Raw genomic sequence first — 23,701 nt, 5'->3', positions numbered from 1 at the left:
TCGATGTCGGACTGGCTCGTCCTGGGCATCGCGATGGCCGCGGCCTGCGCCGTGGTGCTGACCATCGTGCTCATCAACCAACGCCGCATCGGCGATGACGACGACCCCTCGGAGACCCCCGACGTCATCGAGTACATGACGATGATGATCGGCGTGGTGTACGCCATCGTCCTCGGCCTCGCCATCGCCGGCGTGTGGGAGGCCCGCGGCGGCGCCGAGGACACCGTCCATCGCGAGACCCAGGCACTGCACGAGGTACGGCAGCGCGTCCAGGTCTATCCGGCGGCCGTCCGCGACCAGGTGCGCGCCGATGTGGACTCGTACGTCTCGTACGTCGCGCACACGGAGATCCCCTACATGCTCAAGCACGGGGAGAACACGCAGCGCGGCTCGGAACTCCTCGACAAGGTGCGCCGCGACGTCACCGACTTCGAACCGCGCACCCCGCTGGCCAACCAGGCGTACCAGCCGATCGTCGACCAGGTCGCGGCCGCCGACGACGCGCGCACCGGACGCGGCGAGAACGCCGGACCGACCATGCCGGGGGTGGTGTGGTTCGGCCTGATCGCCGGCGCCCTCGTCGCGGTGGGACTGATCTTCAGCCTGCAGATCCGGCGCTCCCGGCGCGAGCTGGTCCTCGCCGGGCTCTACAGCGCCCTGATCGCCTTCCTGCTCTTCCTCATCTGGGACCTGGACGCCCCGTTCGGCCGGGACGCCGCCGAGGCGGCGGCGTCCTTCACCAGCCTCTTCCCGCACATCGGATGATCACTTCTCGAAGCTCGCGAAGTACGAGGCCGCCATGTCCTCCTCCCCGTGGCCGAGTTCGGCGGCACGGCGGAAGCGCTCGGCACCGGCCGCGGCCACGTCGAGCCGCACCCCGACGGACTCCCCCGCCTCCACGATCAGCCGGGCGTCCTTCTCCGCGGTGTGCACGGCGAAGCTGGGAGTGAAGTCGCCCGCCAGGATCGACGCCGCCTTCGCCTGCAGGTAGCCCATGTCGAGGGCGCCGCCGGAGACGGCCTGGAGGAAGTCCGCGGCGTCCACGCCGAGGCCCTTCGCGAGCGCGAGGGCCTCGGCGGTGCCGTGGGTGACGGTGAGCACCCAGCTGTTGATCACCAGCTTCAGGCGGCTGGCCGTGCCTTCGGCCGCGTCCTCCCCCACCCACACGGTGCGGCTGCCGATCGCGTCGAAGGCCGGCGCCACCGCCTGCCGGGCCTCCTGCGGCCCGGCGGCCAGCACCAGGAGCTGCCCGTTCTCGGCGGGCTGCCGGGTGCCCAGCACGGGCGAGTCCAGGAAGACGACGCCGTGCTCGCGCGCGAACTGCGCGAACGCCCCGAGGGCGCCCACGCCCGCGGTGGTGCACTGCGCCCACACCGCGCCCTTCCGCAGCGCCGGCGCCGCCTGCCGCATGGTCGCGAGGGCGGAGTCCGCGTCGTGCAGGATGGTCAGCACCACGTCGGCGCCGTCCACCGCCTCCGCGGGGGTGCCGGCGACGCGTGCGCCGTCCTTGCCGAGCGGCTCGGCCTTCTCCTTCGTACGGTTCCACACACGGACGTCGAGGCCGGCCTTGACGAGGTTGCGGGCCATCGCGGCACCCATGATGCCGGTGCCGAGAACTGCTGCTGAGGTGGTGTCGGACATGACTGCCACGGTACGACGGACCAATCCGAAACGCTCGCGGCGCCGAATGCCGGACGCGAGACTTGTCCGCGACACACGGAATCGAACGCTGGAGGTGTGGTGAGGGAACCGCTGCGGTTCGGCAGGCCCGCACGGCAGGGCCCGGACCTCTCGGAGCTGCTGCTCGCCGTCGCGCGCGGCGACCAGGAGGCCTTCGCCCGGCTGTACGACGCCGTGAGCGGACCGGTGCTCGGGCTGGTGCGCGGAGTGCTCAGGGACCCCGCCCAGTCGGAGGAGGTGACACAGGAGGTGCTGGTGGAGGTGTGGCGCACCGCCGCCCGCTTCCGGCCGGAGAAGGGCAGCGCGATGACCTGGGTGATGACCCTGGCCCACCGAAGGGCCGTGGACCGCGTGCGGTCCGCCAGCGCGGCGGCGGACCGCGAGCAGAAGGCGGCGCTGCTGGAGCGCACCCCCGCCTACGACGAGGTCACCGAACAGGTCGAGGCCCGGCTGGAGGCCGAACAGGTGCGGCGCTGCATGCGCACCCTGACCGAGGTGCAGCACCAGTCGGTGACGCTCGCCTACTACCGGGGGCTGACCTACCGGGAGGTCGCCGAACTGCTGTCGCTGCCGCTGGGCACCGTCAAGACCCGGCTCCGGGACGGCCTGATCCGGCTGCGCGACTGCCTGGGGGTGACCGCGTGAGCACCGAGGCCGAACTGCACACCCTCACCGGCGCCTACGCCGTCGACGCGCTGGCCCGGCACGAGCGCGCGGAGTTCGAACGTCATCTCGCGGAGTGCGAGGCCTGCGCGCTGGAGGTGCGCGAGCTGGGCGCGACCGCCGCCCGCCTCGGGCTCGCGGCGGCCGAGCCCGTCCCGCCCCGCATGAAGGACGACGTCATGCGGCTCATCGCCAACGTGCGGCAGGAGCCGCCGTCGGTGCCCGAGCCGCCGCGCGCCGCCACACGCGCGGCGCGGCGCCGCGCCCCGCAGCCCGCTCGGCGCCGTGCCCGCTTCGCCCTGGCAGCCTGCCTCGCCGCAGCCGCGGCACTGGGCGGGGTGGCGGTCTGGCAGCAGCAACAGCTCGGCGACCTGCGCCAGGAGAACCGGCAGACCCAGGCCCAGGCGGAGCAGATCTCCCGGGTCCTGGCCGCCCCCGACGCCGTCACGACCTCCGCGAAGCTCGCGGGCGGCGCCAGCGGCACGGTCGTCGTCTCCCGCAGTCAGGACCGCGCGGTCTTCTTCGCCCACGGCATGCCCGCGCTGAGCGGGAACCGGGTCTACCAGCTCTGGTACGCCGACGGCGGCGCGATGCGCTCCGCGGGCCTCATGCCGAAGCCCGCCGGCCGCGACGCCACCCAGGCCGTGCTCCTCCAGGGCGCCGTCGACGGCGCCTCCGGCATGGGCATCACCGTCGAACCCCCCGGCGGCTCCGCCCGGCCCACGTCCGACCCGCTGGCCCTGATGGAGTTCCCGGCGTAGCCGCGCCGCGCACCGCACCGGACCGCCCCCGTCCGGTGCGGTGCGCGGCGGCCGGCCGCCCGGCCGAGGGCCGCTCCCGGAAGGGGCGGGCCGCGACGCGTGCGGCCTCGCCTGCCGAAGCGTGGGAGCCCCCTCGCGGGGGCGCCCGCTGCCGCCGCACACCGGCCGCCCCGGCCCAACGCAGGGCGCTACGGGGCCCCCGTGGGGGACGGCACGGCCACCCAGGGGCCCTGGTGGATTCCGTCCCTGAGGAAACCCGGAAACCCGGAAACCCGGCGAGAACACCTGAGGGAACAGCACACCGCGTCGCCGGCCGCTCCGTGGCAACACCGCGATGAGGCACCGGCTGAGGACCGGGAAAGCCCCCGCCACGGGCGGCACAGCCGTCCCCGACCGCCCGGGGTACACCCCGGACCGGCCGAAGGCCCGGAGCCCCAGGAGAGCCGGGGCCCACGGGAAAGCGTGGCTCCCCGGGTGACGTCCGGCGCTCGCGGGGCGCCTCACGCCGCGTCGGCGGGCGGCGCCATAGGCTCGCCGGGCGCGCATACCGGCCAGGAGGAGTGCACCGGACGTGACGATGACGTCGATCTGCCTGTTCACCGCCGATCTGCGGCTGCACGACAACCCCGTCCTGCGGGCCGCCCTCGACTCCGCGGAGCAGGTCGTCCCCCTGTTCGTGCTCGACGAGGCCATCGAGGCCGCGGGCTTCGCCGCTCCGAACCGTGCCGCGTTCCTCGCGGACTGCCTCGCCGACCTGGACGCGGGGCTGCGCGAGCGCGGCGGGCGGCTGGTGCTGCGCCGCGGGGACGTGGCGCGCGAGACGTGCCGGGTCGCGGAGGAGACCGGTGCCGGGCAGGTGCACATCGCCGCCGGGGTGAGCCGCTACGCCGCGCGGCGCGAGGAGCGGCTTCGGGAGGCGCTGGCCGGGGCGGGGCGCGAACTGCGGGTGCACGACGCCGTGCTGACCGCGGTGCCGCCCGGTGCGGTGACCCCGGCGGGCAAGGAGAGCTTCGGGGTGTTCACCCCGTACTTCCGGCGCTGGGAGCGCGCGGACCTGCGCGACCCGCTGGGCGCGCCGCGCGTGGTCCGTGTCCCGGACGGTGTGGCGTCCCGGCCGCTGCCCAGGGCCCCGAAGGGCACGTCGCCCGGGCTGCCCGCGGGCGGGGAGACCCGGGCCCGCGAACGCTGGCGCGCCTGGCGGGCGTCGGGGCTCGCCGCGTACGAGGAGCGCCACGACGACCTGGCGGGCGACGCCACCTCGCGCCTCTCGCCCCACCTGCACTTCGGGTGTCTGTCGGCCACCGAGCTGGTGCGGAGCGCCCGCGACGCCGGCGGGCCCGGCGCGGACGCGTTCGTACGGCAGTTGGCGTGGCGCGAGTTCCACCACCAGGTGCTCGCCGCCCGCCCCGACGCCGCCTCCCGGGACCTGCGGCCGCGCGGCGACCGCTGGCACGGCGAAGGCCCCGAGGCGGACGCGTGGCGCGCGGGCCGTACCGGATACCCGGTGATCGACGCGGCGATGCGGCAGTTGCGGCACGAGGGCTGGATGCACAACCGTGCGCGGCTGCTGGCCGCGAGCTTCCTGACGAAGACGCTGTACGTGGACTGGCGGATCGGCGCGGCGCACTTCCTGGAGCTGCTGGTGGACGGCGACGTCGCCAACAACCAGCTGAACTGGCAGTGGGTGGCCGGCACCGGCACCGACACGCGCCCGAACCGGGTGCTCAACCCCCTGGTGCAGGCCCGCCGTTTCGACCCGGACGGCGCCTACGTACGCCGCTGGGTGCCCGAGCTGGCCGGGGTGCGGGGCGGCGCCGTGCACCGCCCCTGGCGCCTTCCCGAGGCCGAGAGGGGGGCCCTGGACTACCCCGCCCCGCTCGTCGACCTCGACGAGGCCCTCGCCCGCTTCCGCGGTGCCCGCGGCAAGTAGCCGCCCCGCGGGTCTAGAGCCGCGGCGGCGGCCCGGCCGCGCCGGGCCCCGGGCCACCCGCCCCGAGACGGACACGGCTCCCGGCACGCGGGCAGTGCCGCCCGCCGGGAGCCACCCCCATCGCCCGCCTCGATGCCGGCGGTCGGCCCCGGCGTCCTGTGCGAGGCCTGCCGGAGAGATCCCGGGCTGCCGGCAACGCCCCACCCCTGCTCACCTCTCCGGCGCACCGCCCCGCTTCCGTGGGGGCCAGGGGAAGAAGCCGCTGGTGCGCGAGGCGTAGTCGGCCCAGCCGGGGCGGTCCGCCATGTGCCGTTCCAGCAGGGCCTTCCCGCTGCCCCGGGTCAGCAGGTACGACATCAGCAGCGGGGACACGACGGACACCGCCGCGGCCTGCCAGGCGTCGCAGGCCAGCGCGAACAGGCCCCACCACACGCAGAAGTCGCCGAAGTAGTTGGGATGCCGGGTCCAGCTCCACAGGCCGCGGTCCATCAGGCGGCCCCGGTTCGCCGGGTCGGCCCTGAAGCGGGCCAGCTGGTGGTCGCCGACGGCCTCGAAGAGCAGGCCGGTGAGCCAGAGCAGCCCGCCGACCACGGCCGCCGGGCCGACCGTCCCGGGGATGTACGAGGCGGCCTGGACGGGCAGCGAGACGACCAGGACGAGCGCACCCTGCAGCAGGTACACCGCGCGCAGGGCGTAGGCGGCCCGGCTGCCGCGGGCCTTGGCCAGGAAGGCCTCGTAGCGGGGGTCCTCGCCGTGGCCTCGCCCGCGGCGGGCGATGTGGACGGCGAGCCGCAGGCCCCACACGGCGGTCAGCGCGAGCACCAGCGCGCGCCGCACCGGGTCGCCGTGCCCGGCGGACATGCCGTACGCGGAGCCGGCGACCGCGGTGAAGGCCACGCCCCAGGCGACGTCGACGTAGCGGTGCCTGCCGCGGGACAGCGCGAAGGCGAAGGTGACGAGCATGACGGCGAGCGCGGCCCCGGCCGCCACCGCCACGCCCGCCCCGAACGCGCCCCAGGGGAAGCCGTCCATCGCCCTCACCACCCCGCGTACCAGGCGGCGGCCGTGCCGGCCGTGCCGCAGGTGCCGTCGGCGGTGGGCCGTACGGCGAGGATCTGGTCGACGCCCATGCGCCGTTCGGCGAAGGCCAGCGCGCCGCCGGCCAGGTACAGCCGCCACACGCGCGCGGTCTCCTCGCCGGCCAGGAGGACGACGTCGGACCAGCGCCGCTCCAGGGTGGCCAGCCAGGCCCGCACGGTGCGCACGTAGTGCTCGCGCAGCGATTCCACGGCCCGCACCTCCAGGCCCGCGTCCTCCAGCAGCGCCACGGTCCGGCCGAGCGGCCGCATGTGCATGTCGGGGGCGATGTAGGTCTCGATGAAGGCGCCGCCACCGGGGGCGGCACGGCCGCGGGACATCTGCTGCACCAGCGCCCTGCCCCGGGGCCGCAGCATGCGGTGGATCGCTCCGGCGAACTGCGGATAGTGCGCGTCGCCGACGTGCTCGCCCATCTCGATCGCGGTGACCGCCTCGTAGCCGCCGCTGCCCTCCAGGTCGCGGTAGTCGCGCAGTTCGACGGTGACGTACTCCTCCAGACCGCGTTCGCGGATCCGGTCCCGTACGAAGTCCCGCTGGGCGGCGGAGAGGGTGACCGCGTGGACCTGCGCGCGATGGGTCTGCGCGGCGTACAGGGCGAGCGCGCCCCAGCCGCAGCCGATGTCGAGCAGCCGCGTGCCTGGGCGCAGGTCCAGCTTGCGGCAGACGAGTTCGAGCTTGTCGCGCTGGGCGTCGGCGAGGCCGTACGAGGGGTCGCCGTCGCGTGTCCAGTAGCCGCAGGAGTAGGCCATGGAGGGGTCGAGGAGGAGTTCGTAGAAGTCGTTGGACAGGTCGTAGTGGTGGCTGACGGCGGCCCGGTCCCGGCTCCTGGTGTGCGGGGTGCCGTTGAGCCTGGCGCGGCCGCGCGGGGTGGGCGGCCGGGGGCCGACCGCGCCGAGCCGTACGGCGGCGCCGGCGGCGCGCAGCCGGTCGGCCGCGGTCAGCCGGGGAGGGCGCAGCCCGTCGTCGCGCACCGCGTGCCACAGGGCCCGCAGTCCTTCGGTGAGGTCACCGCGCACGTCGATGTCGCCGGTGATGTACGCCTCCGCGAGGCCGAGTTCGCCGGGCTGCCACAGGAGTCTTCGCAGCGCCCGCCGGGAGCGCAGGACGACCACGGGGGCGTCGCGCGGCCCGGCGGTGCTGCCGTCCCAGGCTCGCAGCCGTACGGGCAGCGGGCCGCCCGTGAACTGCTCCAGCAGCGGGGCGAGGGTGTCCGCGGCGCCCTTCACCCGGCGGCCTCCCCACGGGCCAGCCGCAGTTGGCACACGTCGAGGTAGCCGGAGCGGAAGCCGGCCTCGGAGTAGGCGAGGTAGAGGGTCCACATGCGGCGGAAGGTCTCGTCGAAGCCGAGGGCGGCGACGTCGGCGGCGCGTTCGGTGAAGCGCTCGCGCCACAGCCGCAGCGTCTCCGCGTAGTGCGGGCCGAAGCCGTCGCAGGAGGTGACACGCAGCGCGGTGTGCTCGTCGAGGGTCCGCTCGATCGCCTCCAGGGAGGGGATGAGCCCGCCGGGGAAGACGTACTTCTGCATCCAGGTGTGGGTGTGGCGGGTGGCGAGCATGCGCTCGTCGGCCATGGTGATCGCCTGGAGGGCGACCGTGCCGCCGGGGGCGAGCAGCCGGTCCAGGGCGGTGAAGTACACCGGCCAGTACTCGGCGCCGACGGCCTCGATCATCTCGACGCTGACGATGGCGTCGTAGCTCCCGGTCACCTGGCGGTAGTCGCGCAGCTGCACGGTGGCCCGGTCCTGCTGCCCCGCGGCGGCGATCCGGGCCGTGGCGAGCCGGCGTTGCTCCTCGGAGAGGGTGACGGAGACGACGCGGGCGCCGCGGCGGGCGGCCCGGACGGCGAGTTCGCCCCAGCCGGTGCCGATCTCCAGCAGCCGGGTGCCCTCGCCGACGCCCGCCAGGTCGAGCAGCCGGTCGATCTTCCGGTGCTGTGCGGCGGGCAGTTGGGCGCGCCGGGCGGGGAAGCCGCGGAAGACGGCGGAGGAGTAGGTCAGGGTCTCGTCGAGGAAGAGGGCGAAAAGGTCGTTGGACAGGTCGTAGTGGTCGTGGATGTTGCCGCGGGCGCCGTCGAGGGTGTTGCGCCGCTCGGTGGGCTGCCGGTGCGCCCACAGGGAGCGCAGCCTCTGCAGCGGCTGCGGGACGAGTTCGGTGACGTGCGAGGCGAGCACGGTGAGGACGGCCGTCAGGTCGGGCGCGTCCCATTCACCGGCCATGTAGGACTCGCCGAAGCCGATGAGGCCGTTGGTGCCGACCCGGCGGTGGAAGGCGTCGGGGTCGGCGATCAGCACGGCGGGGCCGCCGGTGCCGAGGACCGGGCCGCCTTCGCCGAGGCGGCAGCGCAGCGGGAGCCCGCTCAGGGCACGTCGCAGGACGGCGCCGGCGACGGCGGCGCGCAGGCGCGAGCAGCGCGGCCGGGCCGCGACGTCGGGCCAGCGGCGCGGGTCCACGCCGGCGGCGGGTGCGGAGGCGGAGAGGGGGACGGATGTGGTGGACATGGTCACTCGAAACCCTCCTGAGGCGCATGGACGGGACGGTGCCGCACGGGCAGTCCGCGCAGCAGCAGCCGGATGCCGTGCCGGCGGATGCCGGCCGACACCGCGGCCGTGGACCAGGGGTGCCGCGCGGCGGCGCGCAGCAGGCCCGGCGCGGTGGCCGGGCGCCGTTCGCCGCGCACGGTGGCGGTGAACGGGGTGCCGCCGCCGGGGCGTTCCAGGTGGACGGTGAGGTGGAGCCGGTCCTGCGGCTCGGGCAGCCGCATGCGGTAGCCGCCGTCGACGGGGAAGAACGGGGAGACGTAGAAGTCCTTGGCGACGCGGGCGGTGTCGCGTTCGTCGGTGTGCAGCAGGTAGGCGTGCCGCTCGCCGTAGGTGTTGTGGACCTCGGCGACGACGCAGACGAGGGTGCCAGCCGGGTCGTGGCACCAGTACAGGGTCAGCGGGTTGAAGACGTGGCCGAGGACCCGGGCGTGGCTGAGCATGCGGACCGGGCCGCCGTGCAGGTCGACGCCCTGCGCGGCGAGGTAGGCGTCGAGGGCGGCCCGTACGGTGGCGTGCCGGCCGCCGAAGTGGTCGCGGGGGTCGAAGCGGGCGAGCGGGCGCAGCGCAGCGGGGAACCGGGGCGGCCGGGCGGGGTCGGTCAGCCACATGTAGGTGCGGTGGGTGAAGGCGTACCGCCGCGGGCGGGTGCGGACGTGGGTGATCGTGCACTCGTACAGGGCGGGCACCTGCGGCGGCAGGCCTGCGGGGGTCACCATCGGACCCCCAGCCGGCGGGCGGCCTCGGCGCCGGAGCGGCAGCCGTCCTCGTGGAATCCCCAGCCGTGGTAGGCCCCGGCGTAGGCGGTGACGGGGGTGGTGAGGGCGGGCAGCCGCCGCCGCGCGGCCAGCGCCTTAGGGGTGTAGACGGGGTGCTCGTACACCATGCGGGCGAGCACGCGGGCCGGGTCGACGCGGTCGTCGTCGCCGAGGGTGACGAGGTAGTGCTCGGGGGTGTCCAGCCGCTGGAGGCGGTTCATGTCGTAGCTGACGCGCACCCCGCCGGGATCGGGCGCGCAGGTGGGCATGAGGTAGTTCCAGGAGGCGCGGGCGGCACGGCTGCGGGGCAGCACCGAGGTGTCGGTGTGCAGCAGCGTCGGGTTGCGGGAGTACGTGAGGGCGCCGAGCGTCCGGCGCTCGTCCGCGGTGGGGTCGGCGAGCAGCCGCAGCGCCTGGTCGGGGTGGGTGGCGACGACCACCGCGTCGTACGTCTCGGTCTCCCCGTCGCCGGTGACGACGTCGGCGCCGTCGGCGTGCCGCCGCAGGGCGCGTACGGGGGTGGCGGTGCGGATCGCGGTGAGCCGTTTGACGATGCGCTCGACGTAGACGCGTGATCCGCCGGTGACGGTCCGCCAGGTGGGGGCGCCGCCCACCGAGAGCATCCCGTGGTGGTCCAGGAACCGGAAGAGGTAGACCGCCGGGTAGTGGGCGGCGGTCCGCGGCGAGCAGGACCAGACGCAGGCGACCAGGGGGGTCATGAAATGGGCCGTGAAGTACGCCGAGAACTCCCCCGCGCCGAGGAACTCCCCCAGCGTGGTGGTGTCGTCGGTACCGCCCTCCGCGAGCAGCCGCCGGGCGAGGCGGTGGAATCGGGGCACTTCGGCCAGCATACGCAGATAGGCGGGGCGCAGCGCGTTGCGCGGCTGCGCGAAGATCCCCGACGGGCCGCGAGCGCCCGCGTACTCCAGTCCGCAGCCCTCGCAGCGGACGGACATGCTCATCTCGGATTCCTGCGTGGGGACGCCGAGTTCGGCGAAGATCCGCAGCAGGGTGGGGTAGGTGCGCTCGTTGTGGACGATGAAGCCGCTGTCGACGGCGGTGACCCGGCCGTCGGAGGAGGGTATGTCGTGCGTGTGGGCGTGCCCGCCGAGCCGGTCGTCGGCCTCGAACAGCGATACGTCGCAGTGCCGTTGCAGCAGGTAGGAGGCGGTGAGCCCGGCGACGCCGCTGCCCACGACGGCCACCCTTCGCCTTCTGTCGGTCACATCCCGTCCCTTCGTCGCGTTCCTCTCCCTGCCGGTGGTTCGGAGCCGGTCGCCGGACGGATTGGTCCGTACGGCAATCCGCCGGGCCGGCGGCGGCGAATCCATGGGTGGAGGTATGTGACGGGCGTGGCCGCGGGGGGCGGCGGATAATGACCGAGAGCACACGAGAGGGGCGAATCCGATGACGTACGGTGACGAAGCGGGCGGCGGGCGGCCGCGCCCGGCGCTGGTCCCGTACGTGCTGCCCCAGCGGCCGCACGCCGCCGTCCTGGTGCTGCACGGCGGCCGGGCGGAGGGCCTGGAACCGCCCCCGGCGCTGAACCTTCCGGGGGCCCGGATGCGTCCGTTCGTCCGTGCGATCGGCCGGGCCACCGCCGGGCACGGGGTGGCCCTGGCCGGGGTCCGCTACCGGCACCGCGGCTGGAACGGCGAGCGGGAGGACGCCGCGCGGGACGCCCTGCGGGCGCTGGAGGCGCTGCGGCAACGGGCCGGGGAGGTGCCCGTGGTGCTGGTGGGGCATTCGATGGGCGGCCGGGCGGCACTGCGCGCGGCCGGGCACCCGCTGGTGGGCGCGGTCGTGGGGCTGGCGCCGTGGTGCCCCGAGGGCGAGCCGGTGGGGCATCTGGCCGGGCGGCGTCTGGTGCTGCTGCACGGCGACCGGGACCGGGTCACCGATCCGGCCGGCTCGCTGACCCTGGCGGACCGGGCGCGGGCCGCGGGCGCCCAGGCCTGCCACCTGGTGGTACCGGGCGGCGACCACGCGATGCTGCGCGGCGCGGGCACCTGGCACGCCCTGACGGCGCGCCTGGTCGCCGGTCTGCTGCGGCTGGGCCCGCTGCCGCCGGAGGTGGCGGGGGCGCTGACCGCCCCGGGAACGGAGGGAGCGCGATGAACCCGTGCCCGCGCCCGAACGCGGGGAGCCCGCGATGAGCCTCACCTGCCTGGTGACGGGCGCCACCGGCTACATCGGCGGCCGGCTCGTCCCCGAGCTGCTGGAGGCCGGGCACCGGGTGCGCTGCCTGGCCCGTACGCCCGGCAAGCTGCGCGACCACCCGTGGGCGGGCGAGGTGGAGGTCGTCAAGGGCGACGTCACCGACCCGGACTCGGTGGCGGCGGCGATGGAGGGCGTGGACGTCGCCTACTACCTCGTCCACGCCCTGGGCAGCGGGCGGGACTTCGAACGGACGGACCGGGAGGCCGCGGAGGTCTTCGGGTCCCGCGCGAGGGCCGCGGGCGTCCGGCGGATCGTGTACCTGGGCGGGCTGACCCCCGCCGGGGTGCCCGAGCGGGAGCTGTCGCCGCACCTGCGCTCGCGCGCCGAGGTGGGCCGGGTGCTGCTCACCTCCGGCGTGCCGACGGCGGCGCTGCGGGCGGCGGTGATCATCGGCTCGGGTTCGGCCTCCTTCGAGATGCTGCGCTACCTCACCGAACGGCTGCCGGTGATGGTCACCCCGCGCTGGGTGGGCACCCGGATCCAGCCGATCGCCGTACGGGACGTGCTGCGCTACCTCGTGGGCTGCGCCACGCTGCCGCCCGAGGTGAGCCGCGCCTTCGACATCGGCGGCCCCGACGTGCTCACGTACCGCGCCATGATGCTGATGTACGCCGAGGTGGCGGGGCTGCCGCCGCGGCTGATCGTGCCGGTGCCGGTGCTGACGCCGCGCTTGTCGAGCCACTGGGTGGGGCTCGTGACCCCGGTGCCCGCGGGCATCGCGCGGCCCCTGACGGAGTCGCTGCGGTACGAGGTCGTCTGTCGCGACCACGACATCGCGCGCTGGGTGCCGGACCCGGCCGAGGGCATGATCGGCGTCGAGCCGGCGCTGCGGCTGGCGCTGCAGCGCATCCGGGAGGCGAACGTGGTCACCCGCTGGTCCTCGGCCTCCGTGCCCGGCGCGCCGAGTGACCCGCTGCCCACGGACCCGGACTGGGCGGGCGGCTCCCTCTACTGCGACCACCGGACGCGGATCGTGGACGCCTCGCCCGAGGCGCTGTGGCGGGTCATCGAGGGCATCGGCGGCGACAACGGCTGGTACTCCTTCCCGCCGGCCTGGGCCGTGCGCGGCTGGCTCGACCGCTTCGTGGGCGGGGTGGGGCTGCGCCGGGGGCGGCGGGACGCGGCGCACCTGCGGGCGGGCGACTCGCTGGACTTCTGGCGGGTGGAGGAGATCGAGCCCGGCCGGCTGCTGCGGCTGCGCGCCGAGATGCGGCTGCCGGGCCTGGCCTGGCTGGAGCTGTCGGCCGGACGGGACGGTGCCGGGCGCACCGTCTACGGGCAGCGGGCGCTGTTCCATCCGCGCGGGCTGGCCGGGCACGCGTACTGGTGGAGCGTGTCGCCGTTCCACTCGGTGGTCTTCGGCGGCATGGCGCGCAACATAGCCGCGGCCGCCCGGGAGGGCGCGGCGGGGCCGTGACGGCGGCCGCTCACTCCGGGGCGGGGGCGCGCAGGGCGGTCAGTTCGTCGTTCATCGCGCCCAGGAAGCGCATCACGACGGCGAGTTCGTCCTCGGTGAAGCGGGCGCGCGCCGCGTCGGTGCTCCGGGCGAGCGGACGGAAGAACTCCCGCGCCACCGCCACCCCCCGCGGGGCGTAGTGCAGATGGACCACGCGGCGGTCGGCGGCATCGCGGGTACGGCGGATGTGGCCGGCGCGCTCCAGCCGGTCCAGGCAGGCGGTGACGGCACCGGAGGTCAGGTTGAGGCGTTCGCGCAGCAGACCGGGGGTCATGGCCCCGCCCTGGTCGTCGCCGTCCAGGATCGCGACCAGCGCCTGCACGTCGGTGTGGTGCAGCTTCTGGCTCTGCGCGAAGTCCTGCGCGATGCGGTTGAACTCGCTGTTCATCCGGCGCAGCTGCACGGCGAAGGCGTGCAGCCCGGTCGGGGACTCGTCCTGGAGGTTGTCGGGCACCCCCCCATCGTAAATAATCTCGATTATTAAGATACTCAATCGCTGAGATATATCCTTCCTCACGGGGAGATCCCCCGGTTCCGCACCCCACGGGAGAGAGCGATGACATCCCTGCCGCGCGCCGTCCGATGGCTGCTGCCGGTAGTGCTGCTGGTCGCCTGGCTGGGCATCGGTGGCACCCTCGGCCCGTACGCCGGCAGGCTCGGCGAGGTCTCCACCAACGACCAGGCGGCCTTCCTGCCGCGCAGCGCCGAGTCCACGAAGGCCGTCACCGAACGGACCGCCTTCAGCCGGAACGGGACCGTGCCCGCGATCGTCGTCTGGACCGCCGGCGGCGGCCGGGTGACCGACGCCCAGCAGCAGGCCGCCACGGCCGCGCTGGCCTCGCTCACGGGCACCGAGGGGGTGAGCGGGCAACCCTCCCCCGCGCTGCGCTCCGACGACGGCCTGGCCCTGCAGGGCGTCGTACAGCTCCGCCCCGACCTCGGCCGGGACATCGGGGACGCCGTCGGCCGGATCCAGGACACCGCGGCCCGGGTCGCGGGGACCACCGCCCACGTCGCCGGACCCGCGGCCTCGCAGGCCGACCTGGGCGAGGCCTTCGCGGGCATCGACGGGCTGCTGCTGTTCACCGCGCTCGGCGTGGTGCTGGCGATCCTGCTGCTGGTCTACCGCGCGCTGCTGCTGCCCCTGGTCATCATCGTCGGCTCGGTCTTCTCGCTCGGCCTGGCCTGCGGGGTGGTCTACGTGCTGGCCGACCACGGCGTCGTCCGGGTCGACGGCCAGGTCCAGGGCATCCTGTCGATCCTCGTCATCGGCGCGGCCACCGACTACGCCCTGCTGCTCGCCGCCCGCTTCCGGGAGGAACTCGCGGCCCGCGGCGACCGGTTCACGGCGATGCGCGCCGCGCTGCGCCGCTCCGCCGGGGCGATCGTGGCGAGCGCGGCGACCGTGGCCCTCGGCCTGCTCGCCCTGCTGGCCAGCGACCTCACCAACAACCGCGCCCTCGGCCCGGTCGGCGCCGTCGGGATCGTCTGCGCGGTGGCGAGCAGCCTGACCTTCCTGCCCGCGGCGCTGCTGCTGCTCGGCCGGGCCGCCTACTGGCCCGCCAGGCCGCGGGAGAGGCGTCCGGAGGGGGAGGGCGTCTGGCGGCGGATCGCGGCCCTGGTGGACCGCGCGCCGCGCCGGGTCTGGGCCGCGAGCCTGGCCTTGCTGCTGGGCTGTGCGGCCTTCTCCCCCGTGCTGACCGCCCGGGGCGTGCCGCTGGACGAGATCTTCGTCCACCAGGCGCCCTCGGTGACCGCCCAGCGCGTCCTCGGCGAGCACTTCCCCGGCGGTTCGGGCAACCCCGCCGTGGTCATCGCGCGGGCGGACCGGCTCGACCCCGTCACCCGGGCCGCGTCCGGCACCGACGGCGTCGACTCCGTCGCCCCGCTCACCGCCTCGGGCCGGCCCGGCGGGGGCGAGCCGCTCGTCGCCGGCGGCCGGGTCCTGCTGGAGGTGACGCTGCGGGACGCCGCCGACAGCGACGCCGCCAAGGCCACGGTGCAGCGGCTGCGCACGGCCGTGCACGCGGTGCCCGGCGCCGACGCGGTGGTCGGCGGGTACACGGCCCAGCAGCTCGACACCCAGCGGACCGCGGAGCGCGACCGCACGCTCGTCGTCCCGGTCGTCCTCGCGATCATCCTGGTGATCCTGGCGGCGCTGCTGCGCAGCCTGCTGCTGCCGCTGCTCATGGTCGCCACGGTGGGCCTCAACTTCGCCGCCACGCTGGGGGTGTCGGCGCTGGTCTTCCACCATGTGTTCGGCTTCTCGGCCACGGACGCCTCGGTGCCGCTGTACGGCTTCGTCTTCCTGGTCGCCCTCGGCGTGGACTACAACATCTTCCTGATGACCCGGGTCCGCGAGGAGACGCTGCGCCACGGCACGCGGCAGGGCGTCCTGCGCGGACTGACCGCCACCGGAGGGGTGATCACCTCGGCGGGCGTGGTGCTCGCGGCGACCTTCGCGGCGCTCGGCGTGATCCCGCTGGCCTTCCTGGTGCAGATCGCCTTCATCGTGGCCTTCGGGGTGCTGCTGGACACCCTGCTGGTGCGCTCGTTCCTGCTGCCCGCACTGGTACGGGACATCGGCCCGAAGGTGTGGTGGCCGGGCGCCGCGGCACGCCGGGGCGACGGGCCGCCGGCGCCGGAAGGCGCCGCGGCACCGCCGCGGGTGGCGGAGCGTCAGACGACCTGATGCAGCCAGCGCACGGGGGCGCCCTCACCCGCGTAGCGGAAGGGCTCCAGTTCGTCGTCCCAGGGCTTGCCGAGCAGCTTGGCGACTTCCGTCTCCAGGTCGGCCTCGCCCTTGCGGGCGCGGGCGAGCGCGGCGCGCAACCGGTCCTCGGGGATGAGGATGTCCCCGTGGATGCCGGTGACGGCGTGGAAGATGCCGAGGTCGGGGGTGCTGCTGTAGCGCTCCCCCTCGGCGCCTGCGCACGGCTCCGCCGTGACCTCGAAGCGCAGCAGGTGCCAGCCGCGCAGTGCGGACGCCAGTTTGGAGGCGGTGCCGGGTTCCGCCTGCCAGGAGAACTCGGCCCGCCAGGTGCCCGGCGAGGCGGGCTGGCGGATCCAGTCCAGGTTCACGCGCACGCCGAGCACACCCGCGACGGCCCACTCGACGTGCGGGCACAGCGCGCGTGGCGCGGAGTGCACGTACAGAACTCCACGTGTCGTCACCGGAACCTCCAGTGTGGGACGAGGTACGCCTTCCCCAGCGGCCTCATGCCCATAACCGAGCCATCCGGGACTGCAGTGGACATTCTGCACTAATCATAACGAATGAGACAAGATCTGACCTTGGATCACCTCTTTCGCACCACCTGTCAGGGAAAAAGCTACCGCGCGGCGTCAGGCGAGGAGTGACGTACTGTCGGGATCAGCGAGAAGTCACCCACTCGTCCGAGGGAGAACGGATGCGCCTGTCGCTCTCGCGCGGGGTCAGCGGCGCCCTGATCGCGCTGGTCACCGTGCTCACGACGGCACTCGCGGCCGGCTGCTCGGCGAAGGACGGCCCGGGCAGCACCGAGGCCGGCGCCGCCGGGCGGGCAGACGCGGCGAAGCGCCCCGCGGCGGTGTGGGACACCACCCCCGCCTCACTGGCCGCGCTCGGGGACTCCATCACCCGCGCCTTCGACGCCTGCGGGATCCTGACGGACTGTCCGGACCTGTCCTGGGCGACCGGCAGCCGCCGCTCCGTGGAGAGCGTGGCCACCCGCCTGCTGGACAAGCCGGCCTCCAAGAGCTGGAACCTGGCGGCCAGCGGGGCCAAGATGCACGACCTGCCGGCACAGGCGAAGAAGGCCGTCGAACGACGGCCGCAGCAGGTGACGATCCTGATGGGGGCCAACGACGCGTGTGCGAAAAGCACCGACCGCATGACCCCGGTGGCCGAATACCGCCGGGATTTCTCCGCCGCCCTGAAGACTCTCGACCGCGAACTGCCCAAGGCCCAGGTCTTCGTCGCGAGCGTGCCCGACCTGATGCGCCTGTGGGACGTCGGCCGGCAGAACGCGCTGGGGCGGCAGATCTGGAAGCTCGGCCTGTGCCCGTCGATGCTCTCCGACGCGCAGTCGATGAGCACGGCCGCCCGCGAACGGCGGCTGACCGTACGCGAGAGGGTGATGGCGTACAACGACGTCCTGCGGCAGGAGTGCGCGCGCCTCCAGCGCTGCCGCTACGACGGCGGCACGGTCTTCGACTACCGGTTCACCCAAAAGGAGCTGAGCCCCTGGGACTGGTTCCACCCGAGCACCGAGGGTCAGGCCAAGCTGGCGGGACTGGTCTACGCGGCGGCCTTCGGGCCGGGCGCGGTCGGACGCTAGGACCCGCCGGCAGGAGCCGGCTCCTCGTTCGGGGTTTCGGACACGGCGCGGTACGCGCCACGGGCGGACGGACTCACTTCGGCAACATCGCCGTCACCTCCCCGGCACACCCATTGACACCGCCGGGAGCCCGTAACTACGTTCCCTTCAACATTTCGAACGTGTGACGAAATCTCGAACGACACCCTGTAAGGGGCGAACTTCCGTGCGCATCACCGGCATCAGCACCCATGTGGTCGGCACTCCCTGGCGGAACCTCACCTATGTGCTCGTCCACACCGACGAGGGACTCACGGGCGTCGGCGAGACCCGCATGCTCGGCCACACCGACGCGTTGCTCGGCTACCTCCACGAGGCGGAGGCCAACCACATAGCCGGCTCGGACCCCTTCGCGGTCGAGGACCTGGTCCGCCGGATGAAGTACGGCGACTACGGGCGTGCCGGGGAGATCGTCATGTCCGGCATCGCCGTCATCGAGATGGCCTGCTGGGACATCAAGGGCAAGGCCCTCGGCGTGCCCGTCTGGCAGCTGCTCGGCGGCAAGGTGAACGAGAAGGTCAAGGCGTACGCCAACGGCTGGTACACCACCGAGCGCACCCCGGAGGCCTACCACAAGGCCGCGGCCGCCGTGGTGGAGCGGGGCTACCGGGCGCTGAAGATCGACCCCTTCGGCACCGGCCACTTCGAGCTGGACCACGCGGCGACCGCCTACTCCGTCTCCCTCATCGAGGCCGTGCGCGACGCGATCGGCCCCGAGACCGAGCTGCTGGTGGAGATGCACGGCCGGTTCAGCCCGGCGACCGCGATCCGCGTCGCCAAGGACCTGGCGCCCTTCAAGCCCAGCTGGATCGAGGAGCCGGTGCCGCCGGAGAACCTCAAGGCCCTGGCGAAGGTGGCCGCCCACACGGACCTGCCGATCGCGACCGGCGAGCGCATCCACGACCGCTACGAGTTCCGCGAGCTGTTCGAGCTGCAGGCCGCCGACATCATCCAGCCCGACCTCGGGCACATCGGCGGCATCAACGAGGTCCGCAAGCTGGCCGCCACCGCGGAGACCCACTACGTGCTGGTCGCCCCGCACAACGTCGGCGGCTCCGTGCTCACCGCCGCGAGCCTCCAGCTCGCCGGGTGCACCCCCAACTTCAAGATCCTCGAGCACTTCAACGACTTCGCGGACTCCGAGATCAAGAAGGTCGTCAAGGGCGCCCCCGTGGTCGGCGAGGACGGGTACTTCACCCTCTCGGACGCACCGGGCCTCGGTGTCGAGCTCGACGTCGACGCCGCCGCCGAGTTCCCCCAGCAGCAGGCCCGTTTCGACCTGTGGGCCGAGGGCTGGGAGCGCCGGCAGCCGAAGGGCGCGAAGTGACCGTCCACACCCCCCGCGCCGTCGTCCTCGACGGGCCCGGCCGGCACCGGATCGCGCCGGCCGGACCGGTGCCGCCCGGTCCGGGCGAGGCGCTGGTCCGTGTGCACGCCGCGGGCATCTGCGGCAGCGACCGGGAGATGTACGCCGGCACCCGCCCCGAGGGGTACGTCCGCTACCCCGTCACCCCGGGCCACGAGTGGTCCGGCACGGTGGAGGCGGTCGGCGCCGGGGTGGCCGACGGGCTGGTGGGCCGCAAGGTCGTCGGCGAGGGCTTCCGCAACTGCCAGGTCTGCGAGCGCTGCCACGCCGGGGAGACCACGCTGTGCAGCGCCCCGTACGAGGAGACCGGCTTCACGCAGCCCGGCGCCATGGCGGACACCCTGACGCTGCCCGCCCGGCTGCTGCACGTCCTGGACGACGCCGCCGACCTGCGCACCGCCGCGCTCCTGGAGCCGGCGGCGTGCGTGGCGGCGGCGCTGCTGAAGGCCCCGGCGGCGCCGGGCGAGCGGGTGGCGGTCGTCGGCACCGGCACGCTCGGCATGCTGGCGGTGCAGTTCCTGGCCGCGGTGTCGCCGGCGGAGCTGCTGGTGGTGGGCACCGGCCGGGTCCGTGAGGAGCTGGCCGCCTCGTTCGGCGCCACGCGGTTCCGCACGTCCGCCGAACTGGCCGATGCCGAGGGGGAGTACGACCTGGTGGTCGAGGCCGCCGGGTCCGCCTCCGCGGCCCGTGTCTCGGCGGGGCTGCTGCGCCGCGGCGGCCGGATGGCGCTGACCGGCATCCCCGCGCCGGGGGCACTCGGCCTCGACCCCACCGACCTGGTGGTGCGCCAGCTGACCGTGCACACGGTCTTCGGGGCGCCGCCCGCCGCCTGGGCCCACACCGTACGGGCCTTCGACGCCGGGATCCTGGACCCGGCACCGCTGATCACGCACGACCTGCCCCTGGAGGAGTACGCCGACGCCCTGGAACTGCTGGGGAGCCGGGATCCCAAGGTGGGGAAGGTGCTGCTGCGTCCGTGACCGCTCCGTGCGCGGCGGACACCCGATGTCCCATCCGTGCCCACTCACACCCAATGAACCGAACGTCGTCCGAAATATCGAACGGCGAGAACGAAGGAGCACCGTGACCGACGCACCCACCCCGAGCCCCGGCACGGCCGGCACCGCCTCCGGTCCCCGCCACCCGGGACAGTACGCGCTCACACTCCTCGGTCACGGCGCGCCGGCGGACGACCCCGCCGACTCCTCCCCGCACTCCTTCCCCGACGGCGGCACCTGGCGCACCGAGATCCCCTCCGTGGAGGGCCCGGAGGCCCTGGCCACCGTGCTGGAGGAGAGCGAACGGCTGGAAGTGCCGGTGCACCGGATCAGCCAGGGCAGCGGCATCTGGATGCTGACGGACGCGGAGATCACCGAGATGGTCGCCGCGTGCGCCGAACGGGACGTCGAGCTCTGCCTGTTCACCGGTCCCCGCGGCACCTGGGACATCGGCGCCGCCACCCGCACCGACTCCCGCGGCGGGGGCCTGCGCGCCCGCGGCCACGACCAGGTGGCCGGCTGCGTCGAGGACGCGCTGCGGGCGGCCGCCCTGGGCGTGCGCTGCCTGCTCGTCGCCGACGAGGGCGTGCTGTGGCTGCTGCACCAGCTGCGGGAGCAGGGGCTGCTGCCGGCCGACACCACCTTCAAGGTCTCGGCGCTGGTCGGCCCGGTCAACCCGGCGGCCTACGCGGTGTGGGAGCGGCTGGGCGCCGACTCCATCAACATCCCCTCCGACCTGACCCTCCAGCAGATCACCGAGATCCGCCGGGTCAGCCGGGCGCCGATGGACTTCTACATCGAGGCCCCGGACGACCTCGGCGGCTTCGTACGCCTCTACGACGCGGCGGAGCTGATCCGCCGCGGCGCGCCGATCTACCTCAAGTTCGGGCTCAGCAAGGCCCCCGGCATCTACCCGTACGGACGCCAGCTGCGGGAGGTCGCCCTGTCGACCGCCCGCGAGCGGGTCCGGCGCGGCCGCCTTGTGCTCGACCTGCTCTCCCGGCTGGGCGCGGACGGCGGGCAGTCCCCGCTGGGCGCGCGGCTGCCGGGCCCGCTCCACCGCTTCCCCCTGGACATCGCGACCGACCCGGACCAGGCGACCGACCCCCGCCTGGCCGCCGAAAGGATCTGATCAGCCATGCGCATCGCCAGAGCCGCACGTCTGCGCACCGCCGCCGCGATGGTGGCCACCCTCGCCCTCGGCGCCACCGCGACCGCCTGCGGGCAGAGCGACAACACCGGAGGCGGCGGCAGCAAGGACGGGGACAAGGGCACCATCGGCATCGCCATGCCCACCAAGTCGTCGGAGCGCTGGATCGCCGACGGCGACAACATGGTCAAGCAGTTCAAGGAGCAGGGCTACAAGACCGACCTGCAGTACGGCGACGACAAGGTCGAGAACCAGGTCGCCCAGATCCAGAACATGATCACCAAGGGTGACAAGCTGCTGGTCATCGCCGCCATCGACGGCTCGGCCCTCAGCGACGTGCTGCAGCAGGCCCACGACGCCGGCATCAAGGTGATCTCCTACGACCGCCTCATCCTGGGCTCGGAGAACGTCGACTACTACGCGACCTTCGACAACTACAAGGTCGGCGAGCTCCAGGCCGGCTACATCATCGAGAAGCTGGGCCTGAAGGACGGCAGCAAGAAGGGCCCCTTCAACATCGAGCTCTTCGCCGGCTCGCCCGACGACAACAACACCAAGTACTTCTTCAACGGCGCGATGGACACCCTCAAGCCGTACATCGAGAAGAAGCAGCTGGTGGTCAAGAGCGGCCAGACCGAGCTCAACCAGGTCACCACCCTGCGCTGGGACGGCGCCACCGCCCAGGCCCGCATGGACGACCTGCTCAGCAAGTCGTACACGTCCGACGACGTGGACGCGGTGCTCTCCCCGTACGACGGCATCTCCCGCGGCATCATCTCGGCGCTCAAGAGCGTGAGCTACGGCACCGGCAAGAAGCCGCTGCCGATCGTCACGGGCCAGGACGCCGAGGTCGCCTCGATCAAGTCGATCATCGCGGGCGAGCAGGCCCAGACCGTCTACAAGGACACCCGCGAACTGGCCAAGGTCGCCGTCCAGATGGGCAACGCGGTGCTGACCGGCGGCAAGCCGGAGACCAACGACTCCAAGACCTACGACAACGGCACCAAGGTCGTCCCGACCTACCTGCTGCCGCCGGTCAGCGTCGACAAGTCGAACTACAAGGAGACCGTCGTCGACTCCGGCTACATCAAGGAGTCCGAGCTCCAGTAGTCCCGGAGCCGGCACACCACCGACGATCTTCCCCTTCCCACCACCCGAGGAGAACGGAAAGCAGGAATGGCCGGACCCGTCCTCGAAATGCGCTCCATCACCAAGACCTTCCCAGGGGTCAAGGCGCTCTCCGACGTCACCCTGACTGTCGCCGAGGGCGAGGTCCACGCCATCTGCGGTGAGAACGGTGCGGGCAAGTCGACCCTGATGAAGGTGCTCAGCGGGGTCTATCCGCACGGCAGTTACGAAGGGGAGATCCTCTTCCGCGGTGAGACATGCGAGTTCCGCGACATCCGCGCGAGCGAGCAGCGCGGCATCGTGATCATCCACCAGGAACTCGCCCTGGTGCCCTACCTGTCCATCGCCGAGAACATCTTCCTCGGCAACGAGCACTCCACACGCGGTGTCATCAGCTGGAACGAGACGCTGCGGCACGCGGGCTCGCTGCTCAAGCGGGTCGGGCTGACCGACCAGCCGAGCACCCGTGTGGCGGACATCGGCGTCGGCAAGCAGCAGCTCGTCGAGATCGCCAAGGCGCTGTCCAAGGAGGTCAAGCTCCTCATCCTGGACGAGCCGACGGCCGCCCTGAACGACGAGGACAGCCGCAAACTCCTGGACCTCATCCTGGAGTTCAAGGAGCACGGCATCTCCTGCATCATCATCTCGCACAAGCTCAACGAGATCGCCAGGGTCGCCGACTCCATCACCATCCTGCGGGACGGGCGGACCATCGAGACGCTCGACATGAAGGCCACCGACGAGGACGGCGGGAGCACCGTCACCGAGGAGCGGATCATCCGCGGCATGGTCGGCCGCGACCTCGACCACCGCTTCCCCGAGCGGGAACCGGAGATCGGCGAGGTGGCCTTCGCCGTCGAGGACTGGACCGTGCACCACCCCATCGACCAGCAGCGCAAGGTCGTCGACGGGGTCTCCCTCAACGTCCGGCGCGGCGAGATCGTGGGCATCGCCGGGCTGATGGGGGCCGGCCGCACCGAACTGGCCATGAGCGTCTTCGGCCGCTCCTACGGCCGGGGCATCAGCGGCCGGGTCTACCTGGACGGCAAGGAGATCCGCACCCGCACCGTCCCGGAGGCGGTCGGCCACGGCATCGCCTACGTCACCGAGGACCGCAAGCACTACGGGCTGAACCTCATCGACGACATCAGCCGCAACATCTCGCTCAGCGCCCTGTCCAAGGTCGCCAAGCGCGGCGTCGTCAACCAGCACGAGGAGGCCCGCGTCGCCGAGTCCTTCCGCTCGACGATGAACATCAAGACCCCGACCGTCTTCGAGACCACGGGCAAGCTGAGCGGCGGCAACCAGCAGAAGGTCGTCCTGAGCAAGTGGATCTTCGCCGGGCCGGAGGTCCTCATCCTCGACGAACCCACCCGGGGCATCGACGTCGGGGCCAAGTACGAGATCTACACGGTGATCAACGACCTGGCGGCCCAGGGCAAGGCCGTCGTCTTCATCTCCTCCGAGCTGCCGGAACTGCTCGGCATGTGCGACCGCATCTACACGATGTCGGCGGGCCGGCTGACCGGGGAGATCCCGCGCGAGAGCGCGACGCAGGAAGTGCTTATGCGCCACATGACCATGGACCGAGGTAACTGA

At 73.4% G+C, this 23,701-nt stretch carries 21 protein-coding genes; 13 read left to right on the top strand and 8 right to left on the bottom strand.

Features of this window, described 5'->3' with window-relative positions:
- Nucleotides 1-3 precede the first annotated feature (3 nt).
- Complete coding sequence (locus CHF15_RS00665; RefSeq protein WP_089221591.1) at nucleotides 4-765, top strand: bestrophin-like domain; 762 nt, start codon at nucleotides 4-6, stop codon at nucleotides 763-765.
- On the opposite strand, the gene CHF15_RS00660 is transcribed toward CHF15_RS00665, so the two are convergent.
- Nucleotides 766-1,641, bottom strand: a complete 876-nt coding sequence (locus CHF15_RS00660; RefSeq protein ID WP_089221590.1) for an NAD(P)-dependent oxidoreductase — start codon at nucleotides 1,639-1,641, stop codon at nucleotides 766-768.
- 99 nt (nucleotides 1,642-1,740) lie between these two features.
- Here CHF15_RS00660 and CHF15_RS00655 point away from each other — a divergent pair, with 99 nt between their 5' ends.
- From CHF15_RS00655 to CHF15_RS00645, 3 genes are all read left to right on the top strand, one after another.
- Nucleotides 1,741-2,325: a sigma-70 family RNA polymerase sigma factor gene (locus CHF15_RS00655; protein WP_089222145.1), complete on the top strand. Its 585-nt coding sequence runs from the start codon at nucleotides 1,741-1,743 to the stop codon at nucleotides 2,323-2,325.
- Nucleotides 2,322-3,104 carry an anti-sigma factor gene (locus CHF15_RS00650; RefSeq protein ID WP_089221589.1) on the top strand — a complete coding sequence of 261 codons (783 nt, stop codon included), beginning with the start codon at nucleotides 2,322-2,324 and terminating at the stop codon, nucleotides 3,102-3,104. The genes CHF15_RS00655 and CHF15_RS00650 overlap by 4 nt, the downstream gene beginning before the upstream one ends.
- Nucleotides 3,105-3,681: 577 nt before the next feature.
- Complete coding sequence (locus CHF15_RS00645; RefSeq protein ID WP_089221588.1) at nucleotides 3,682-5,034, top strand: cryptochrome/photolyase family protein; 1,353 nt, start codon at nucleotides 3,682-3,684, stop codon at nucleotides 5,032-5,034.
- 210 nt (nucleotides 5,035-5,244) lie between these two features.
- Here the strand turns inward: CHF15_RS00645 and CHF15_RS00640 are convergent, their stop codons facing one another.
- Genes CHF15_RS00640 through CHF15_RS00620 form a run of 5 tightly spaced genes read right to left on the bottom strand, consistent with a single transcriptional unit; the run spans nucleotide 5,245 to nucleotide 10,652 of the window.
- Nucleotides 5,245-6,066 carry a DUF1295 domain-containing protein gene (locus CHF15_RS00640; RefSeq protein WP_089221587.1) on the bottom strand — a complete coding sequence of 274 codons (822 nt, stop codon included), beginning with the start codon at nucleotides 6,064-6,066 and terminating at the stop codon, nucleotides 5,245-5,247.
- Nucleotides 6,067-6,071: 5 nt separating this feature from the next.
- Nucleotides 6,072-7,358 carry an SAM-dependent methyltransferase gene (locus tag CHF15_RS00635; protein ID WP_089221586.1) on the bottom strand — a complete coding sequence of 429 codons (1,287 nt, stop codon included), beginning with the start codon at nucleotides 7,356-7,358 and terminating at the stop codon, nucleotides 6,072-6,074.
- A complete protein-coding gene (locus CHF15_RS00630) occupies nucleotides 7,355-8,629 on the bottom strand; it encodes an SAM-dependent methyltransferase (RefSeq protein ID WP_089221585.1) in 1,275 nt (424 codons plus the stop codon). The genes CHF15_RS00635 and CHF15_RS00630 overlap by 4 nt, the downstream gene beginning before the upstream one ends.
- Before the next feature lie 2 nt (nucleotides 8,630-8,631).
- Nucleotides 8,632-9,387 carry a DUF1365 domain-containing protein gene (locus CHF15_RS00625; protein WP_089221584.1) on the bottom strand — a complete coding sequence of 252 codons (756 nt, stop codon included), beginning with the start codon at nucleotides 9,385-9,387 and terminating at the stop codon, nucleotides 8,632-8,634.
- A complete protein-coding gene (locus tag CHF15_RS00620; RefSeq protein WP_089221583.1) occupies nucleotides 9,381-10,652 on the bottom strand; it encodes an NAD(P)/FAD-dependent oxidoreductase in 1,272 nt (423 codons plus the stop codon). The genes CHF15_RS00625 and CHF15_RS00620 overlap by 7 nt, the downstream gene beginning before the upstream one ends.
- Before the next feature lie 181 nt (nucleotides 10,653-10,833).
- Here CHF15_RS00620 and CHF15_RS00615 point away from each other — a divergent pair, with 181 nt between their 5' ends.
- Complete coding sequence (locus CHF15_RS00615) at nucleotides 10,834-11,544, top strand: dienelactone hydrolase family protein (RefSeq protein ID WP_089221582.1); 711 nt, start codon at nucleotides 10,834-10,836, stop codon at nucleotides 11,542-11,544.
- A gap of 34 nt (nucleotides 11,545-11,578) precedes the next feature.
- Nucleotides 11,579-13,063 (top strand): SDR family oxidoreductase, encoded by a 1,485-nt coding sequence (locus CHF15_RS00610; protein WP_089221581.1) that lies wholly within the window; start codon nucleotides 11,579-11,581, stop codon nucleotides 13,061-13,063.
- A 10-nt stretch (nucleotides 13,064-13,073) separates the two neighbouring features.
- On the opposite strand, the gene CHF15_RS00605 is transcribed toward CHF15_RS00610, so the two are convergent.
- The gene (locus CHF15_RS00605; protein ID WP_089221580.1) at nucleotides 13,074-13,556 is read right to left on the bottom strand and encodes a MarR family winged helix-turn-helix transcriptional regulator; all 483 of its coding nucleotides are present in this window, start codon (nucleotides 13,554-13,556) and stop codon (nucleotides 13,074-13,076) included.
- 102 nt (nucleotides 13,557-13,658) lie between these two features.
- Here CHF15_RS00605 and CHF15_RS00600 point away from each other — a divergent pair, with 102 nt between their 5' ends.
- Nucleotides 13,659-15,794: an MMPL family transporter gene (locus CHF15_RS00600; RefSeq protein ID WP_089221579.1), complete on the top strand. Its 2,136-nt coding sequence runs from the start codon at nucleotides 13,659-13,661 to the stop codon at nucleotides 15,792-15,794.
- On the opposite strand, the gene CHF15_RS00595 is transcribed toward CHF15_RS00600, so the two are convergent.
- Nucleotides 15,782-16,276 carry a DUF3145 domain-containing protein gene (locus tag CHF15_RS00595; protein ID WP_026250557.1) on the bottom strand — a complete coding sequence of 165 codons (495 nt, stop codon included), beginning with the start codon at nucleotides 16,274-16,276 and terminating at the stop codon, nucleotides 15,782-15,784. The genes CHF15_RS00600 and CHF15_RS00595 overlap by 13 nt on opposite strands.
- A 236-nt stretch (nucleotides 16,277-16,512) precedes the next feature.
- Between CHF15_RS00595 and CHF15_RS00590 the strand changes: the two genes are divergently transcribed.
- The 6 genes from CHF15_RS00590 (at nucleotide 16,513) to mmsA (ending at nucleotide 23,701) form a co-directional block, all read left to right on the top strand.
- On the top strand, nucleotides 16,513-17,421 hold the full coding sequence (locus CHF15_RS00590) for an SGNH/GDSL hydrolase family protein (RefSeq protein ID WP_089221578.1): 909 nt from the start codon (nucleotides 16,513-16,515) through the stop codon (nucleotides 17,419-17,421).
- Between the two features lie 205 nt (nucleotides 17,422-17,626).
- A complete protein-coding gene (locus tag CHF15_RS00585; protein ID WP_089221577.1) occupies nucleotides 17,627-18,787 on the top strand; it encodes a mandelate racemase/muconate lactonizing enzyme family protein in 1,161 nt (386 codons plus the stop codon).
- A complete protein-coding gene (locus tag CHF15_RS00580; RefSeq protein WP_089221576.1) occupies nucleotides 18,784-19,806 on the top strand; it encodes a zinc-dependent alcohol dehydrogenase in 1,023 nt (340 codons plus the stop codon). Before CHF15_RS00585 ends, CHF15_RS00580 begins: the two co-directional genes overlap by 4 nt.
- Nucleotides 19,807-19,909: 103 nt before the next feature.
- The gene (locus CHF15_RS00575) at nucleotides 19,910-20,956 is read left to right on the top strand and encodes a hypothetical protein (RefSeq protein ID WP_089221575.1); all 1,047 of its coding nucleotides are present in this window, start codon (nucleotides 19,910-19,912) and stop codon (nucleotides 20,954-20,956) included.
- Between the two features lie 6 nt (nucleotides 20,957-20,962).
- Nucleotides 20,963-22,084 carry a multiple monosaccharide ABC transporter substrate-binding protein gene (gene chvE / locus CHF15_RS00570; RefSeq protein WP_089221574.1) on the top strand — a complete coding sequence of 374 codons (1,122 nt, stop codon included), beginning with the start codon at nucleotides 20,963-20,965 and terminating at the stop codon, nucleotides 22,082-22,084.
- Between the two features lie 66 nt (nucleotides 22,085-22,150).
- Complete coding sequence (gene mmsA, locus CHF15_RS00565) at nucleotides 22,151-23,701, top strand: multiple monosaccharide ABC transporter ATP-binding protein (protein ID WP_089221573.1); 1,551 nt, start codon at nucleotides 22,151-22,153, stop codon at nucleotides 23,699-23,701.

Origin of the sequence: Actinacidiphila glaucinigra (genome assembly GCF_900188405.1) — a bacterium.
GTDB classification, from domain to species: Bacteria; Actinomycetota; Actinomycetes; order Streptomycetales; family Streptomycetaceae; genus Actinacidiphila; species Actinacidiphila glaucinigra.
This window is presented reverse-complemented; position numbering and strand designations above follow the sequence as displayed.